This is a genomic window from Paenibacillus liaoningensis (genome assembly GCF_059609455.1).
Genome location: NZ_JCAALU010000004.1, coordinates 152,588 through 167,902, shown reverse-complemented (window position 1 = coordinate 167,902; position 15,315 = coordinate 152,588). Strand labels below are relative to the sequence as shown.

Below are 15,315 nucleotides of genomic sequence, written 5' to 3'. Positions count from 1 at the left end.
TCCTCTCAATGTTGCTATTGCGGGCCCCTAAAGCTTGACTATAGCTGCTTACGAAGCCGTGTTATGGGGTTGCATGTGTAAGCTTGCTGCTGGTGGAATGGCGGAGCAGGCAGCGATAAGGTATGACCATTTTGACGGCGATTTCATATTGATTTTCCAAATAATCAATCAGCAGCTTGACTGCGAACATGCCCATCTCCAGCTTGGGCACATGAATGGTCGAAAGCGGCGGCGAAGTAAATTCGGATATTTCAATGTTATCGACGCCAAAAAAAGCAATGTCATCGGGAATTTTCAGCTCGCGCTCCGTCGCTGCGCGCATCGCCGCAATGGCCATCATGTCACTGGCGGCAAAAATAGCCGTCGGCCGCTGCGCATTGTTCGCAAAAGCCTGCTTCGTCAGCTCGTAGCTGAGCGCCACATCCCATTTCACATTAATGACCCATTCATCATCAATCGGCAAGCCCGCTTCCTTCAAGGCGCTTTGATACCCGAGAAAACGTTTTTCCGCACGGAAGTCGTCCTTGTATTCCGAGCCGCCAATATAGGCGATATGACGGTGGCCTTGCGCGATAAGATGGTTCACAGCTTCCTTCGCAGCCGCCTCCCGGTCGTAGCTAACCACGGGAATCTCCCGATCGGCAATATCGACGCCGACGACCGCCCGGACATTCGCTTTAATCCAGCGGTACGCTTCAGGATCAATCCTCTCCACCACGAGCATGCCGTCGATTTGATGCTCCTTCACCAGCGCTTGCAGCTGCTCGGTATCGGTTTCCTTCTCAATGCTGTATACGAATTCGAGGCGCATACCCGAGGCGGCAAGCTCCTTCTCTATCCCTTCCAATATGACGGAAAAATACGGGTTGTTGTATTTGTTTTGCGGAATCGCAACTACGCAGCCAATTCTGTAGGCTGTTTTGGCTTCTGCCTTTTTCTTCTTTGCCGGTCGAAGCGTGCGATAGCCAAGCTGCTCGGCGGTTTCCCAAATTTTTTTACGGGTCTCGTCGCTAACGGAGCGATTCGCATCGTTCTTCATTACGCGTGAAACCGTCGAGATGGATACGCCAACGCGATCCGCTATATCTTTCAGTTTAGCCATTCCTGATTCCTCTCTTCACCCAAGCAATAGATATAAGCCCGAATATAATTGGGGCAAATTTTATTTGTCTAACAATAATTTGCGGCAAATATAATTTTATAGTCCAGCCCCGGGGAAGTCAAGGAAATCGCCGTTTCTTAACAGCAAAAAAACACCAGGGAAGCTTGCTTTCCCTGGCGTTTTTTGCGTCTTTTTAACCGTTTGCCTGCTTAAGTTCTTCCGTTACTCGTCTGCACCAATATTAACGGCAGCCCCCTGTACACGCGGCTGGCCATCCATATCCAGTAACCCGATAATTGCGGCATCTGTATCGCCAGCATCAATAGCTGGGGACGTCGCTTGCAGATGGAAATCATTCAATGAGACATTTACGAACTTAGGATCAACAAATAAGGAATGCGAATCGTTGCCGGAATTGGCTTTATATGCAGCGTAGCCGTCATACTCGACATTTTTCCAAACCCAGTAGGCATCCGAGCTTCCGCCTGGCGTGAAATACAAATTGTAATCGACGATGTTGCCGGAGTTTTGCGTATATTCGTTATAAATGAGGACGCCTGACGAGCTGGCCACCATAATGTTATTTTTAATAATGTTATTTTTCGTATCGAATTGAACGTAAAGCTGGCCGCTGCCATCGCCGAGCGTATCGTTTTTGTACAGCGTATTGTTGACGATTTTGCTGTCTGTCGTGGAGCCCCGCTGCTTATCGTAGCCGCCCATTGCAATACCGGTTAGACGGTTGTTGTAAATGATATTGCTGCGAACGGTAATATTGCTCGTTGATTTGCCTTTATGCTCGGAAGCAATTTCGATGCCAATATCGTTGTTATAGCTGTAGTTTTGCTCAATGATGCTGTCTTTGCCGCCATCGACATAAATGCCGTCCGCTGCGTTGCTGTTGTTTGGCAGCTTCTTGCCGTAAGAAGGGTTGTTATTTGACGTAATATTGTAAACTCTGTTGCCCTTCACAAGACCATTACGCGCTTGATCATAAGTGGTGCTTGGCGCTGTGCCTTCAAAGCCAATGAGATCAATGCCGATATTATCATTATCATGGATCAGGTTGTTCGTGACCGAGAACGTATCCACATTGCCATTGAGCACTAGCGATTCGCTGGAGCCCAGCACCAGATTGTACAGCTCATTGCCGTCAATCGTCAGATTGTTCAGCGAAGCCGGCGATTTCGTCCCATATACGGCAATGCCATGAGCATCGCGGCCCAGCAAATCGCTGCCTGTCGGCGTCGAAGTATTTTTAATATCATGAATTTTATTGTTCAGCAAGCCGATATAGCTTCCAGCTCCGCTTACATAGATGCCTATTGGCACCTCATTTTTCGAAGTGCTTGTAAAATTGCGGATTTCCAAGCCTTTAATAGTCACATGGCTGACATCGGTCAAGCTAACGAGCCCTTCCGCACCACTCGCCGTCAGACCCGTGCCATCAATAACAGCCACCTCTTCTGCGTAATTCGTGAAGATGATTGGCCCTGCCGCAGCCGAGCCGGAACGGGTTATGTTCAGCTTCTGGTTGTACACGCCGCCCCGAACGTAAACTGTGCTTCCAACTGGCACCACATCAGCTGCATGCTGCAGCGTTTTCCATGGCGCGGTTATCGTACCGGCATTGGAATCATTGCCCATCGTTGCGACATAATATTCGGCTCCCTCCGCCGAAACGTCCGGTCCCGAAACACCGATGACAAGCAAGGTAAATACCGCCATGCCGAGCATGGCTGTTACATATTTATTCATTTTCATGGCGAACGATCCTCTCCTTGAGGTATGCTCCACTTTCGTGGCAGCCAGTATGCTGTAGACCTCTGTTATTTTGCCAGATAGATGGCCCCGTGGCTACCTTTTCTATTATATCGGCATTCTATAGGCCATACCTTACACAAACACAAAACAACAGCAGCTCGGAACCTTAAGCTCGGTTCCAATGCTGCTGTTATTTTTCGTCTTAGTTTACTTTGGAAGTCAATTCCTTAATCGCCGCCATTAGGTCGCCTTCGCCCGCAAGTGGAAGCTTAAGCGATTGCTCGCCATACGTCCATACGAGATCGGTTTTCTTCGCCGTGAACGGCGATACGATGCCGTATTGCTGGGCGTCAAGGAAGATTTTGTTCGCTTCGCCCATCGTTTCGATATAAGCGTCCGAAGCCGCTTTATTAGCCGGAATCGAATACCCTTGCTTCGCCAGCTCCGTCTGCCCTTCTGGGCCCGCAAGCCATGCCAGCAGCTTGTAAGCTGCCGCTTCATGCTTCGTATTAGCGCTGATTGCCATGCCCGCTGGCTGGACAACCGTTTGGTTCGTCTTGAATTTCGGCAAATAAGAGATGCCGTAATCGATGCCCGCTTCTTTATAGTTGGCGGTGTTCCAGCTGCCGCCCGGATTCATTGCAACCTTGCCCGTTGTAATCGCAAGGTTGACTTGGCCGCCAAGCCCTTCGATTTGCGCAGGCGTTGTGTTGATCTTTTTATTTTTCGTCAAATCAATAAAATATTGCAGCACTTCAATCGATTCTGGCGTATCGAGCGCAAGCGTTCCGTCATCATTGACGAGCTTGCCGCCATTCGACCACAGCTCAGGTTCCAGGAACCAGTCCATCGTCGAGCCTGGGGAAATCGAAAGGCCCCATTGCACGATGTTTTTGCCATCAAAGCCCGCTTCGCCTGCGTTTTTGCCGTTTTTATCAAACGTCAGCTTCGTTGCGATATCGGTAATTTCATCCCAAGTTGGCTCAAGCGATGGCATCGGTGCCTTCAGCGGGTTTGTTTTTTCATCAGAGAACAATGCTTTATTGTAGTACCATACGATAACGTTCGCATCAATGGGCAGCGACACCTGCTTGCCCTGATACTTATGAAGACCCAGCAAGCTCGGATCCACATTGTTCAAATCAAATTTATTATCGGCGAGCAAGCCGTCCAGCTCTTTAAAAATGCCCAGCTCCGCATATTTCTCTACATAAGCATAGCTGGTTTTGAATACGTCTGGAAGCGTACCGCCAGCGGCATTCGCCGTCAGTCCGTCCCAGTAGCTGCCCCAGTCTTTGCCTTCCAGCTTAACGGTAATGCTCGGATTAGCCTCCGTAAACTTGTTCAGCAGTTCCTGTGTGCGCTGAAGCTCCTCCGCCGTTCCCCACTGGGAATAGGTAATCGTTACAGCCTCTTCAGCTGGCGCGCTGGAATTGCCGCCCGCACTTGCTGGATTCGCCGTATTCGTCTGTCCGCCTGCATTGCCGCCTCCGCAGCCCGTTACAAGAATAGACGCAGCCAACAACGTAGTACCTACACTCAACTTCCATTTGCTCTTCGTTTTCATATACAGTTCCCCTTTTACGTCATGTAGAAAGCAAGAAAACCAGAACCAGAACGCGCGACTATCCTTTGGAGCCCGTCAGCACCACCCCTTCCACAATATAGCGTTGTGCGAAGAAATAAAGCAGGCCAATCGGAATGATGCTAATAAAAGCACCAGCAGCAAGCGCCGGGAAATCCTGGCTCGTTTGTCCAATCAGCAGCTGCAGGCCAACACTCAGCGTGAACAGCTCATTATTTTTGATATACAGAAACGGTCCGAGAAAATCGAGCCAAGAGTTGACGAAAGCGAAAATGATCGTCGTAATAATAATCGGCTTGGACAGCGGCATAATGACTCTCGCATATACGGTCCAGCGATTGCCGCCATCCAGATAAGTCGCCTCATCGAGCTCCTGCGGAATTGTAAGAAAAAATTGCCGGAATAAAAAAATGTAATAGGCGCCTCCGAGCCATGCCGGAACGATCAGCGGCAGCCACGTATCGATCCACCCCAGCTTCGCAAACAGCACATACGATGGAATCATCATAATAGACGGCGGAATCATCAGCGTCAGCAGCACGATCGGAAAAAGCTTATCCCGGTATTTCGTCGCAAAACGCGAAAATCCATAAGCCACAATGGAGCTGGAAACGACAGCGCCCAAGGCGACGAAAAACGAAATCGCAAATGAGTTTTGAATCCACTGCCACATCATGGGCTGGACGGCGAACAATCGTTCAAACGCATCAAAGTTCATATGTTCTGGAAAAATAGTCGGCGGCACCTTGTACGTCTCCGCCTTCGTCTTCATCATGGTTGAGAGCATCCACACGAGAGGCCCTACAAATAACACCAACGCTACGAGAAGCAATACATACTTGGAGACCGTTGCTGTAATGCTGCTCTTTTGCCCGCCATTCATATAGATCCCCCTATCTCTCTCCTTCGTAATAAACGAAGCGATTCGATATTTTCATCAGCACAAAGGTGACGAGCGAGATCAGCGCAAACAGGAAAATCGATTGTGACATCGCCATGCTGAACTTCAAGTCGGTAAAGGCCGATTTGTAAATATTGTAGACAAATGTATAAGCTGCGTAGTTCGGGCCGCCCTTGGAGAGCAGCAGCGCCTCCGTAAACATTTGAAAGTTGTACATCGTTTGAATAATGATGACGAACAAAATCGAAGGGCTGATCATCGGCAGCGTGATGGCTAAAAATTTGCGGACACCAGCCGCTCCATCAATTTCAGCCGCCTCATACAAATGCCTTGGCACATTTTTGAGCGCCGCCAGAAAGATCAGCACTCCGCTTCCCGAAATCCATACCTGCAGCAGGATAATAACCGGCTTAATCGTATGCTCGCTGCCGAGCCAATCGGTTTTGTCAAAGCCGAGCAAACCTAGCCCCGCATTCAAGATGCCAAATTCCGCATTGAAGACGAGCCGCCAAATAATGACGGTTGCCACAATGGGAACAAGCGTAGGCAAGTAATAGAAGGTACGGAACAACGCAATGCCCTTCACATTAAAATTAAGCAGCATCGCCAGCACCAGCATGCCCGCCGTTACGATCGGAACACCGAAAACGACGAAATACATCGTGTTGAGCAAGCTTTTCAGAAAAATCGGATCATCAATCATATGAATGAAGTTATCGAAGCCGACAAAGTTATAATGGACCGCGCCCGGCAGCTTCGCATCCGTAAACGCGTAAAACACCGAAGTGCCGAATGGAATCAGGAAGAAAATCGTAAAGCCAATGATCCACGGCATAATAAATAGGAAAAACAGCAATGTGTCATATTTTCGCAAGCTATTCATCATGACACCCCTTAGCCAGTGATTTCTTCTAAATAGACGTACCGTTCTTCTAAAATAGATTTTTCGGCAGCGAGCGCGATCAGCAGCGCATTACGTCCAACCTGTGCCGTTGCAAACGGCTGCTTGCCTTCCCTTACACATTTCAGGAAATCGATACGCTGCGTTTGGCCGCCCGTATGGCCGCCCATAATGGAATCCGAGGATACATCAATATCGAGATGGTCCTTCGTCCAATCCTCGCCGCCGACGATATCAATCGTCTTGTCATTGCGCGCGACCATCTGTCCGCCATTGTCGCCAATTAAGCCGATTTCAAGTCCTTCGCCAAGCAAGTTTCTTGGCTTCAAATACATGCAAAGGCCGAGGTTCGCCTTGCTGCCGTTGTCATAATCAATCGTAATAAAGGCGTGATCGACGATCGACGTATCGGAAATATTTTTCGCTGGATAATGGCTGTAGGAATTGGTAATGATGTTCTCTTGTCCTTGCTTCATCACATGCTGGCCGCCGGAAGCAAATACGCGTACCGGATTCGCCTGAATCATCCAGTTGAAAATATCAAAGTGGTGGCAATCCTTCTCGACGATCGCACCACCCGACTTCGACTTGTCATAAAACCATTCGGTTGGCGGGAATGGATCACGGAACTCCTTGCACCACATTAGCTTCACATCGCCCAGACGCCCATTTTCCAGCTCCTTGGCCATCCGGCGGTACAAGTTGGAATAACGGTAAACGAGTCCGATTTGCAAAATGCGACCGGATTTTTCCGCTGCTTCAATAATGGCATCGCAATCTTCAATCGTGTGGGCAACCGGCTTCTCCAGAAACACATGCTTGCCTGCCTCCAGAAAAGCAACGGCGACCTCGCGGTGCAAATAGTTCGGAACGCTGATGACAACCGCATCCACATCTTCTTTATGCAGCAGCTCACGGTAATCCGTCACAATAGCCGGGCTGCTGTTTTTAAGCTCAGCAACGGTACGCGCTACGTTAGCTTCGTTCATATCACAGATATAACGAACATCACTATCCGGAAGCAAATCAAAACCGATGCAATGATGCGACCCCATATCGCCGACACCGATAAAAGCCATTCTAATGTTCCCCATGTCTACACACTCCGTTGTCATTAATTTAGCGGTATTCGTTATTCACCGCGTCTCATGTTAGGTTATCTAACAAAGTTTTGCTTCTGTTACGATAGTAAAACAGTTCGCCTATGTTGTCAATTAATTTTTGGCTAATTTTTCGCTATATTTGCGGCAAATAGATTGATATTCGCTAAAAACCTTGAATTAACTGAGGTTTCATCAGTTTTTCATAGTTATAAAACGCTTACAAGATACTGTTTGTCACACCTCTCTTTTCATCCCGTTAAGTATTTGCCGCAAATTTATTTCATTTGATATAGATTATTACATGGAATTGAAGTTTGTCAACTGCTTTATATTTAGGCAAATTTCATGTGGGAATTGGAAATTTTCTCTTGTTCTGTATGTTCATATCGCCTATAATGCAACATATAACCGACTTCTGCATCATGAAAATCCCTCGAATTATTTGCCGCAAATTTTTACTTTTAAAAATCCATCATCTAGATGATCCCGCTTACAATGCTCTCATGAAGGTAACAAATTAAAGGCAGATTTAGACAAGCTTTGGACAAGCCGCTTTTCTGCTGAAGGGAGGTGATTTACCTGTAAAATGGAAGGATAGACGGCCATTCGTTCGCTTGAAAGTCCTAACGGGACAACCCTATACCCAAGGAGGTTTACCATGTTTAAAGCAGCCGGCAACAAAAAGCTATTGGTTCATTTATTTTTGATTTTTGCGCTCATCTTCGCGATCTTTCAACCGATTGGCACCGTTCCGGGAGCACAAGCCGCTACCATTACGGTCGATGGCAATGTAAGCGATTGGAGCAGCATTAACGCGCTCGCTACAGGTACGGGAGCCGCTCAAAGCTTCAAAATGACAAACGATGGAACAAATCTTTATTTGCTCATTCAAGGCTCAGGCTTAAGCACGGCAACGGGCAGCTTTTGGCTGAATATCGACAACAATACCGCAACGGGCTATCAGGCATCAGGCTGGGGCGCTACTGGCATCGAATGGCTGCTGGAAAATGCCGGGTTATACCGCTATGCAGGAACCGGCAGCAACTGGAGCTGGAATGCCAATACCACCCTCTCCTCCTCCCAATTTTTCCGCAGCTCAACCGTTATTGAAGTCGCCATACCTCTGGCCACTTTACAGATCAGCGCTGGCAGCACCATTCAAGCTGGCTATATTGATAACAACTCCACAACCTCGCGGCTGCCTGCGGCAAGCCAGACGCTGCCCTCTTATTTACTTACTTCCAGCGGCGGTTCGGGCGACCCTGGCGGAGCGACAACGGTCGCATACCCGGTTGAGCTCGACAGCCCGCTTAATAACCCGTTTAAAGGCTGGGCTCCATCGGCTAAAACGACTGGCTACCCCCAGCAGCACAAGCTCGTTTATGCTGGGGTAACTTGGAAGGAGCTTGAATCGACGAAGGGAACGTATAATTTCGCTGCCATTGAAGCGACGAACAATTTTGCTCATTGGAACAGCCTAGGCGTAAAAGTTGTGCTGCGGTTTATTCTAGACAGCCCAACTGGCGCAGCGCACCGGGATATTCCCGATTGGCTTTATAATGAGATGGTCGCCCTCGGCCAATCTCCAGGCACCGCTTATAACGATACGACAGGCGGAATGGGCACCGGCAACAATATGGGCTTTTCGCCCAACTACAGCTCTGCTTATTTAATAGAGCGGCATAAGCTCGCTATTGAAGCGATCGCCGCCCGGTATAATACAAATGAACGTCCGGTCGCTTTTGTGCAAATTGGCTCGATTGGCCATTGGGCGGAATTTCACACATGGCCTTATGTAGGGCCAAATGGCGAAGCCAATTACACGGGCGCTTTCCCACCAAATGCGATTTCGAATCAATATGTGCAGCATTATATTGATGCCTTCGCCGGCAAAGAGGACAAAATGCAGGTGCTGATCAGACGCAGCATTGCGCTTGCCAAAACGAACAATAAAGGCATGGTAATGGGCATGTTTAACGATGTGTTCGGACATAAAGACAGCTTCGATGCGGATTGGGGCTGGTATACCGGCACGCAAAATGGCTACTGGGACGACATCGGCCAGCAGCAGCCTGCGCACGCTAACTTTTGGGAGACGCGCATTTCTGGCGGGGAATTTTATGGCGGAGCGTCCGGCATGACTGCCGCGCTCACTACGGGCAGCGGCTTTACGGAAACGCAACGCCAGACGGAGCTGAGCAAGCCAAGCTGGCTCGGTCCCAACTCGCCCGCTTCGCTCGCCGTAGGCAATACGCTGCAAAGCAATATAGACACCCTGAAAAAACGGATGGGCTATCATTTTGTCGTGAAGGAAATTTCGCATCCATCTGCCATAACCGGAAGCTCGCTTGCGACAACGATTAAGGTAGAAAATAAAGGTGTTCAGCACTTCCCATTCGGCTGGCCAGTCGAAATCCAGCTGCGCAGCGGCAATACGATCGTCGCGAAGAAGACGACAACCGTTGATTTGCGCACGTGGAAAACAGGCACTTATACGATTACCGATTCGATCCCCGTCACCGGACTTGCTGCGGGAACCTATGATATCGCCATTGCGATCATCAGCCCGCAAACGAATGCGCCGGGCGTCGATTTTGCAAATATGAACAGGCTCGCTGATGGGGCTTATAAGCTGAGTAGTGTGACGAAATAGTAGATGGATTGAGGAATGAAATGCGGTAATGAATGTTAAAACGGCTGTCGAGGATGCTCGACAGCCGTTTTTTTAATATATGGTTTATTCAATAAACTTTTTTCGATTCTAATCTACAAGTACGACTGTTACACTTCCTTCTGCTCAAAAGAAAATTGTATGACTTACAAATAAAAATACATTCAATTTTTGCTCGCATACATATAGCAACAGCATATTTTGTTGCTTGAATTTTTTCATCTATTTAATCTGCGATGTTGGCGAATTCATTTTTCAAATCGTAAACTATATAAGAATGTTTCCATTTTTACATTGACACAATCTCTTGCCTACAATCCTTTTCAAAAAAGTAACCTGACTCTTCCTGTTTAGTAGAAATCCATCACTCCTTTTCCATACGTGTCTTTAGCAGTTCATGAGGTTGCTTTGCCTTTGTAAGATATCGCTCCCTCTCTTCTGTGACGCTATCGATCTGCACAATGGATTGATCCGTTGTTTGCAATCGATACATTTATTTTACGTTGTTGTACCCAATATTATTGATAGATACAGCAGCCAGTATTACTAGAAAAACAATCATTCCGGTGAAGCTAAATAAGGCGATCTTCCATGATTTCACCATCCATAATCCACCACCTAGTTTGAATATAATATTAGACGGATAAAATATTGGATAATGTTGCGAAATCAATACCAATCGCTCTCATGTTGGGACTAGGTAAAGAAGGGAACTGGAATGTGCCAGTTCTCTTTGAGGTATAGCGTTTCATACAATTATTTTTCTGATAAAATAACGGCTCAACACCGAAATTGGTGCATGGCTTGCCAGAACTAAATGTTATTCAAATTCTACATCGATAAGAATGAACTTCATATTCATGCCGAACCGTTGGCCTAAAAACAACATTACACCCAGCACAAAGTGGGTATTTTAATCGAGTGCTATCTGCACCGACTTTTGAATGATTTGTCAAGCACCGTTTTTTAGATTAAGCCTAATTTAATTATTTTTTTCTTTAATTGTTTGTTTGATCGAATTAATATCTCTATTATTGAATTCGTTTTGAAATGTAACTTCTCCATTGTATTTAGCGGCATCATAACTAATCTTATTCTGACCATCTATACCAAATTTACCTTGATAGACACCAGTAATAACATACGCTTCTTCAGAAGTTACCGGGCCTTCGTATTTATCCAAAAACAAGAGGAATTTATCATTTTTCTTCGTTAAATTAATATTAAATGATGTAACCTCTAAAATTTTTATTACCTTCCCAATATATTTTTTTTCACCCTTAATGACATCTTTTACTTCAGCATTAGTAAATGTAAACCTTGCGCCCTCATACTGAATTTTTTCGGTATCATTAACTAATTTAACTTCAGCAATTAGTGGCGAAGCAGCAGCCAGTTCATCCAGAGTTGGATATATCTCCGCAAGATCCATTAATCCGTAATCAACTTCTGTTAATGATTCCGTGTTACCAGTTGTCGCATTCGAGCAACCAAACAATAAAATAAAGGTAAGAATAAGAGTAAGCATGGAATTAATCTTCTTCATTTTTATCACTCCTTCTTTAGTATAGAGCATTTACACCATCAATATCATCGGTTTGAGGGGTTAGCCAGTTATTTGCATGACGTTGTGCTTCATCTCTCATTACAGATGCAACACCTACCGAGGCATGAGCTAATCCTAATGCATGCCCAATTTCATGTGCGTAAACAGCTTTTCTTTGATCATAGGTCATCGGAGTGCCGTCGGCCATATGGTATGCATTTCCATAGACTACGGCATAATAATAATTACTAGTCGGTGACCCTTGAGTTGGATTCATAGGTTCTGAACTTGATTGAGTTTTATACATTTCACACCAACCATTAAGACCATTGTTGCCGTAATTTACACCGTATGCTGTGATATATGAGTCATAGGTCGGATTAACTGTATAATCTGCATAATAGGCTTCTGTTGAGTTATTCCATGCATTCATTGCACCTTCCGCAGCTTGTTGCATATTATATGTCACATTACCGATCGTTACACTGGGATTTGCATTATTAGAAAATATCCCATCATCAATTCCGTTTGTCATTCTATACTTACTGCTTCCTCCCCAGTAATTTGCAGCATTAACGCTGGTCGCCTCTCTTTCTTTAAAACCCACTCCAATGAATTGAAAATATTCATTCTGCTTGAGGGCAATTGCTCATTTAATGTGTAATTAGTCTCATGTTGTTACAAGCGACCTTCTTAATGATTGATACTAGCAGTCCAAATTGTCTATTGCGCTACATATCAGTTAAAAGTCACTTGTATGTACCCTGACGATCTCACTTCCCAAAAAGTTTAAAATTGTTTGAAAATGGTTTTGTTGTATTATTTTTAAAATTATGAAGTACTAAAGGAACTAATTTTTCTATATCTACATTTAACACCCCTTAACCTATAAATTTTCTTTGATCAGACATTCTGCGCGACTATAATAGCTAGTCTGGATTTGTTGCACTACCTAAAGTGGTCGTCTTTATTTCTTTCTATGTGTCACTTTTTATTATTGTACGCATGCAGAAAAACAGACGAATGCCCAATAACCTCTATCCATTGAAGGAGAGCGGTTATTGGGCATTCAAATACTGGCTTCAGGTGCATGTGCAGATTGTACGATTTCGCTCTTGCTGTCTTCACAAGGCCGTAAATGATCTCTCGCACAGAGAGCGACTGCATATGCATATCCTACAAAAATATAATCTCCATCTTACGCATCCCATAAAATTCGTTACCCTCAAGGCTCAAACCCCGCCTGACTTATAAACAGCTGCTCCTCCGCAAAAACCTCACGGAACTGCCGATAAACCGTCTCGTAAGCCGAAGGCTCATACCATTCCTCAGCTCCTAGCTGCGCATACAGTGTCTCAAGACCAAGTCGCCTCGTTCGTTTACCGCCGCTTCCATCACCCATAAAATAATCGTCTATGCACACCCGATCCACGAGCGTGGCAAGCTTGCCCGCAAACGCCTCGCTGCTCGGCAGCAATGGTGCAACCGCCGCCTGAGTCGGCACTCCCGCTTCTTTCAGTAATCGCAAAGCTTTCAATCGAGCTTGAATGGGCGGAGCCATCGGTGAAAAATGCTTCCGGATCGCCTCCAAATCCGTCTCCACCGTCATACTGACGCGCACCCGGCTTCCCAGGCGCAACAGCAAGTCGATGTCGCGAGTAACGAGCGGGCTTCTCGTCTGAACAAGCAAAAACTCCGGCGGCTCCTCCGTCATCGCCTCCAGCAAGGAGCGCGTCACCTGCTCCTTATATTCGGCTGGCTGATACGGGTCCGTACTGGAGGACATAAAAATCGTCACGGGCCCCTTCACCTTTGCTTTTCGCAGCTCTTTCTTAAGCAGCTCGGCGGCGCCAAGCTTAACATCAACCCAGCTTCCCCACTCCTGTCCACGGAAGATGGACACCGGCATGCCCCGCACATAGCAATAGGAGCAAGCGAAGGCGCAGCCCGTATAAGGATTGAGCGAATGGCTGTAGCCTGACAGAAAGCCGGTCCCTTTATTGAGCAGCGTCTTCGGCTGCTTGTATAAAAGTTCGTTTTTCATCGTGCCCCCTCCGGCATTCTAAATAATAAGCATGCGCTGTATGCCATCTACTATACTTACTCTACTTCAATCAGCCTTGCCTGATTAGCTCTTCACGACTTTCCGCTTCATGCTGCGGATAATCGCTTTCGTATCCGGATCGATGCGGTACGATTCGGTTATTTTTTGCAGCGCTTTGTTATACGTGAAAGTGTCGAGCGCATTATTTTTCAAATAGGCCATCGTCGGCTCCGGTTGCTTGATGTAGCAAATGGATAGCGCCCATGCGACGGCCATTTTCACATAATACGCAGGATGGTCAATCTGATCGAGCCGCTGAAGCACCCGCTCCATATATTCCTCCGTTACATAAAAATTAAGCAGCATAACCGCGGCAAAACGCAAATCATACTCCTGCTCCGAAGCAAAATACGGCTGGATAAAATCCCACATTTCCTGCATATGGTTTTTGGTCACCTTCAGCCCCGCACAGAAGCTGTCGCAGACGGACCAGTTATCGATTTTCGGCACAAAATCAGCGATATAGCGCTGAAGCTCCTTCATATCCGTCTTCACGAGGCCTATGACCATACCTTGCAGCATGACCTCCTCGAAAAATTCATCATCCGCATCCGCCAAATAGGCGCGCCAGTCGCCCTTCACAATTTCCGCTGCAAGCTTGCGCAGCTCCGGCAGCCGAACACCCATTACATTGCTGATATTCGGAATCAGCGACGCAGCGAACTTCTGATAATCCGCCTCCGCACGCATAAGCAGCTCTTCCCTTATCGTTTTGGCCATTTCCATCCCCCGCTATTCCATTTCGTTCGTCTTATCCTTACTATACCTCAAGCGGCCAAGGCTGTGAGCCTAAGAGAATGAAAGAGCAAGATAACGAAATCTATATCACAGCTTATTTCAACTCCTATAGTTTTCAATTTCATTACCTAGATAGGCTAGCGTTTGGTAAAATAGAGCTGTGCGCACGATCAGCTATTGCCTTATCATTCTATCCTTCAAAGGAGCGATTCCATTGACGAATCACGATTCATGTGTATTTTGCAGGCCAGAACTGGAGGCGCGGCAGCGAGCTATATTAAGCAATGAAAGCTGTATTTTTTACCAAATGCCGCAGGACATTTTGATTGGTTCGGGTTTAATTGTTCCGCGGCTAGCACCGGGAAAATGTTTTTGAGCTGACGGAGCAGGAATGGGCTGATACGTATCAGCTTGTACATAAGGTGAAGGCGCATTTGGATGAGCTGCATCAGCCCGATGGCTACAATTTGCAGTGGAATACGCAAGGCGCAGCAGGGCAGCATCTGTTTCACTCTCATTTGCATATCATTCCGAGATTTGCCGACGAGCCGCTGGCGGGCAAGGATTTGCGCAGCTTTCTGGGTAAAGAGGATAATCGCAGGCCCAGCTTGGCGGCCAATGACTTCCAGCACGAAATTCCTCATAAATAGTTAAAAAATATAGCCAAACAGCTTCCTTACGCTGTTTGGCTATATTTACGCCGACCCTATTTGGCCGGGCAATGGTTCAATCCGAAACTTTGGCGGACAGAGATGCCGCTATTTTCCCAAAACAACGCTTTATGGAGAGGTTCGCGGACTCAGGAGCCGCTAATGGCTGCGAATGCCCCGCTTTTGTGCAAAATTCTCAGGGATAACGGAATTCCTGTCCGCTCAAGCGCTGAAATCAACCAAAAGCTTA

Annotated in this window: 12 protein-coding genes; 2 read left to right on the top strand and 10 right to left on the bottom strand. The window is 46.7% G+C overall.

Going from position 1 to position 15,315, the window contains the following annotated elements; genetic code table 11:
- Positions 1 to 61: 61 nt before the first annotated feature.
- The 6 genes from AC6B99_RS06900 to AC6B99_RS06875 form a co-directional block, all read right to left on the bottom strand.
- Complete coding sequence (locus AC6B99_RS06900; RefSeq protein ID WP_494862129.1) at positions 62 to 1,102, bottom strand: substrate-binding domain-containing protein; 1,041 nt, start codon at positions 1,100 to 1,102, stop codon at positions 62 to 64.
- 222 nt (positions 1,103 to 1,324) lie between these two features.
- Positions 1,325 to 2,830, bottom strand: a complete 1,506-nt coding sequence (locus tag AC6B99_RS06895; protein ID WP_496663137.1) for a right-handed parallel beta-helix repeat-containing protein — start codon at positions 2,828 to 2,830, stop codon at positions 1,325 to 1,327.
- A gap of 238 nt (positions 2,831 to 3,068) precedes the next feature.
- On the bottom strand, positions 3,069 to 4,433 hold the full coding sequence (locus AC6B99_RS06890) for an ABC transporter substrate-binding protein (protein WP_496663071.1): 1,365 nt from the start codon (positions 4,431 to 4,433) through the stop codon (positions 3,069 to 3,071).
- A 58-nt stretch (positions 4,434 to 4,491) separates the two neighbouring features.
- Positions 4,492 to 5,334, bottom strand: a complete 843-nt coding sequence (locus AC6B99_RS06885; protein WP_496663070.1) for a carbohydrate ABC transporter permease — start codon at positions 5,332 to 5,334, stop codon at positions 4,492 to 4,494.
- 10 nt (positions 5,335 to 5,344) lie between these two features.
- Positions 5,345 to 6,238, bottom strand: coding sequence for a carbohydrate ABC transporter permease (locus tag AC6B99_RS06880; RefSeq protein ID WP_496663069.1), 894 nt, complete (start codon positions 6,236 to 6,238; stop codon positions 5,345 to 5,347).
- A gap of 8 nt (positions 6,239 to 6,246) precedes the next feature.
- Positions 6,247 to 7,347 (bottom strand): Gfo/Idh/MocA family protein, encoded by a 1,101-nt coding sequence (locus tag AC6B99_RS06875; protein WP_496663068.1) that lies wholly within the window; start codon positions 7,345 to 7,347, stop codon positions 6,247 to 6,249.
- Positions 7,348 to 8,014: 667 nt separating this feature from the next.
- On the opposite strand from AC6B99_RS06875, the gene AC6B99_RS06870 reads away from it, so the two are divergent.
- Positions 8,015 to 10,009: a DUF4832 domain-containing protein gene (locus tag AC6B99_RS06870; RefSeq protein ID WP_496663067.1), complete on the top strand. Its 1,995-nt coding sequence runs from the start codon at positions 8,015 to 8,017 to the stop codon at positions 10,007 to 10,009.
- A 1,000-nt stretch (positions 10,010 to 11,009) separates the two neighbouring features.
- On the opposite strand, the gene AC6B99_RS06865 is transcribed toward AC6B99_RS06870, so the two are convergent.
- The 4 genes from AC6B99_RS06865 to AC6B99_RS06850 form a co-directional block, all read right to left on the bottom strand.
- On the bottom strand, positions 11,010 to 11,573 hold the full coding sequence (locus AC6B99_RS06865) for a hypothetical protein (protein WP_496663066.1): 564 nt from the start codon (positions 11,571 to 11,573) through the stop codon (positions 11,010 to 11,012).
- Positions 11,574 to 11,589: 16 nt separating this feature from the next.
- Positions 11,590 to 12,108, bottom strand: coding sequence for a matrixin family metalloprotease (locus AC6B99_RS06860; RefSeq protein WP_496663065.1), 519 nt, complete (start codon positions 12,106 to 12,108; stop codon positions 11,590 to 11,592).
- A gap of 690 nt (positions 12,109 to 12,798) precedes the next feature.
- Positions 12,799 to 13,617 (bottom strand): SPL family radical SAM protein, encoded by an 819-nt coding sequence (locus AC6B99_RS06855; RefSeq protein ID WP_496663064.1) that lies wholly within the window; start codon positions 13,615 to 13,617, stop codon positions 12,799 to 12,801.
- 84 nt (positions 13,618 to 13,701) lie between these two features.
- On the bottom strand, positions 13,702 to 14,397 hold the full coding sequence (locus AC6B99_RS06850) for a DNA alkylation repair protein (RefSeq protein ID WP_496663063.1): 696 nt from the start codon (positions 14,395 to 14,397) through the stop codon (positions 13,702 to 13,704).
- Between the two features lie 440 nt (positions 14,398 to 14,837).
- On the opposite strand from AC6B99_RS06850, the gene AC6B99_RS06845 reads away from it, so the two are divergent.
- Positions 14,838 to 15,065: an HIT family protein gene (locus AC6B99_RS06845; protein ID WP_496663062.1), complete on the top strand. Its 228-nt coding sequence runs from the start codon at positions 14,838 to 14,840 to the stop codon at positions 15,063 to 15,065.
- Positions 15,066 to 15,315 lie beyond the last annotated feature (250 nt).

What these genes read in the sequence shown, in the direction of transcription:
- AC6B99_RS06900 (WP_494862129.1), bottom strand. Translation starts at nt 1,102, where the DNA reads ATGGCTAAACTGAAAGATATAGCGGATCGCGTTGGCGTATCCATCTCG.
- AC6B99_RS06895 (WP_496663137.1), bottom strand. Translation starts at nt 2,830, where the DNA reads ATGGCGGTATTTACCTTGCTTGTCATCGGTGTTTCGGGACCGGACGTT.
- AC6B99_RS06890 (WP_496663071.1), bottom strand. Translation starts at nt 4,433, where the DNA reads ATGAAAACGAAGAGCAAATGGAAGTTGAGTGTAGGTACTACGTTGTTG.
- AC6B99_RS06885 (WP_496663070.1), bottom strand. Translation starts at nt 5,334, where the DNA reads ATGAATGGCGGGCAAAAGAGCAGCATTACAGCAACGGTCTCCAAGTAT.
- AC6B99_RS06880 (WP_496663069.1), bottom strand. Translation starts at nt 6,238, where the DNA reads ATGATGAATAGCTTGCGAAAATATGACACATTGCTGTTTTTCCTATTT.
- AC6B99_RS06875 (WP_496663068.1), bottom strand. Translation starts at nt 7,347, where the DNA reads ATGGGGAACATTAGAATGGCTTTTATCGGTGTCGGCGATATGGGGTCG.
- AC6B99_RS06870 (WP_496663067.1), top strand. Translation starts at nt 8,015, where the DNA reads ATGTTTAAAGCAGCCGGCAACAAAAAGCTATTGGTTCATTTATTTTTG.
- AC6B99_RS06865 (WP_496663066.1), bottom strand. Translation starts at nt 11,573, where the DNA reads ATGAAGAAGATTAATTCCATGCTTACTCTTATTCTTACCTTTATTTTA.
- AC6B99_RS06860 (WP_496663065.1), bottom strand. Translation starts at nt 12,108, where the DNA reads ATGACAAACGGAATTGATGATGGGATATTTTCTAATAATGCAAATCCC.
- AC6B99_RS06855 (WP_496663064.1), bottom strand. Translation starts at nt 13,617, where the DNA reads ATGAAAAACGAACTTTTATACAAGCAGCCGAAGACGCTGCTCAATAAA.
- AC6B99_RS06850 (WP_496663063.1), bottom strand. Translation starts at nt 14,397, where the DNA reads ATGGCCAAAACGATAAGGGAAGAGCTGCTTATGCGTGCGGAGGCGGAT.